Origin of the sequence: Streptomyces sp. NPDC002130 (assembly GCF_040296465.1) — a bacterium.
In the GTDB taxonomy this organism is placed as follows: Bacteria; Actinomycetota; Actinomycetes; order Streptomycetales; family Streptomycetaceae; genus Streptomyces.
Genome location: NZ_JBEOXI010000807.1, coordinates 1 through 1,470, shown reverse-complemented (window position 1 = coordinate 1,470; position 1,470 = coordinate 1). Strand labels below are relative to the sequence as shown.

Sequence of the window (1,470 nt, the reverse complement as noted above, 5' to 3'; positions counted from 1 at the left end):
GTAGAAGCGGTAGCCGTTGGCGCCGATGCGGCTCGGTTCCAGGAGTCCGAGATCGCCGTAATGACGCAGCGTTCTGCTGGTGGTACCGGCGGATTTGGCGAGTTCTTGGATGGACCATTCGCTCACGTGAAGTTCCTACTCTCGGATCGGTTTCGCTCATTCAGCATGCAAGTTGACGTTGCGTCAATGTCAAGGCTGTTCTCGGTTTGTATTGTCAGGAACGTTTTATGTCCGTTTCGCCGTATCGCCACGAACGGGTCTCCAACTGATTGATTCGATGACCTAGGTCACGTGATTTGGCTCACAAACTGTCAATTTGAATAGTTGAACAAGCCTCTGTTGACGCTTTCACATACCTCGACCACGATCATCTGAACAGATCGAGTTACGCGGTTGTTGAAAATGCACGGTAGTTGAAATGCACTGCAGACGGAACGGTGGTCCACGATGACTGAACTGGTGTCGGGCGTAGCCCAGGCCAAGCCCTATGACCTCGATGATCGGTACCGGTCGGGATCGGGACCGGTGTTGCTGACCGGTGTTCAGGCAATTGCACGCGGCTTCGTCGAGCAGCATGTTCGCGACATCCGGGCAGGTAAGCGTATTGCCACTTTCGTCTCCGGTTACCAGGGCAGCCCGCTGGGCGGCGTCGACAAGATGCTTCACGGCATGCCCAAGGTGCTCGCAGAACACGACATCACCTTCATTCCGGGCTTCAACGAGGAACTTGCTGCCACCGCGGTGTGGGGAAGCCAGACGGACCTCCCCGCAGGAACCGCGACCCACGACGGCGTGACCGGCGTCTGGTATGGCAAGGGCCCCGGCGTCGACCGCGCTACCGACACCATTCGCCACGCCAACATGTACGGCGTGAACCCCAAGGGCGGCGTAGTCCTGCTGGTGGGCGACGACCCGGCGTCGAAGTCCTCCACGGTTCCGGCCGTCAGTGAGCGCTCGCTTGCCGCGATGGGTGTGCCGGTTCTGTTCCCGCGCAATGCCGAAGAGATCATCACGATGGGTATGCACGCTGTTGCGCTCTCGCGTGTCTCCGGTTGTGTCGTAGCGCTCAAGATCGTCGCCGACGTCGCCGACGGCGCCTGGACGATCGACGGCAGCATCGCGGACTTCGACATCGTGGTTCCGGAAGTGCAGTTCGAGGGCAAGCCCTTCGTCTACAAGCAGCGTCAGATGGCCGCGCCGCCGGACAGTGTCATCGCCGAGGCCGATCTGTACGGCCCGCGATGGGATCTCGTGCACGCGTACGGAACTGCCAACAACCTCGATGTGATCGAGGTAAACCCCTCCGGTGCGAAGATCGGTATCGCCGCCACCGGTACAACTTTCGACTCCGTCCGACAAGCTCTGGCAGACCTCGGTGTCGACGACGCCGCGCTGCACCGCGCCGGGATCCGTCTCCTTCGCATCGGAATGTGCTACCCCGTCGTGGGCGAGAAGATCAAGGAGTTCGCC

1 protein-coding gene and 1 pseudogene are annotated in these 1,470 nt (G+C 60.3%); one reads left to right on the top strand and one right to left on the bottom strand.

Annotated elements, in window-relative coordinates:
• Nucleotides 1-126 (bottom strand): MerR family DNA-binding transcriptional regulator (locus ABT116_RS45770; protein ID WP_351647080.1); only part of this gene is annotated, 126 nt, incomplete at its 3' end.
• A 321-nt stretch (nt 127-447) separates the two neighbouring features.
• Between ABT116_RS45770 and ABT116_RS45765 the strand changes: the two are divergent.
• Nucleotides 448-1,470, top strand: a pseudogene (locus ABT116_RS45765) (indolepyruvate ferredoxin oxidoreductase family protein); the annotation flags it as partial.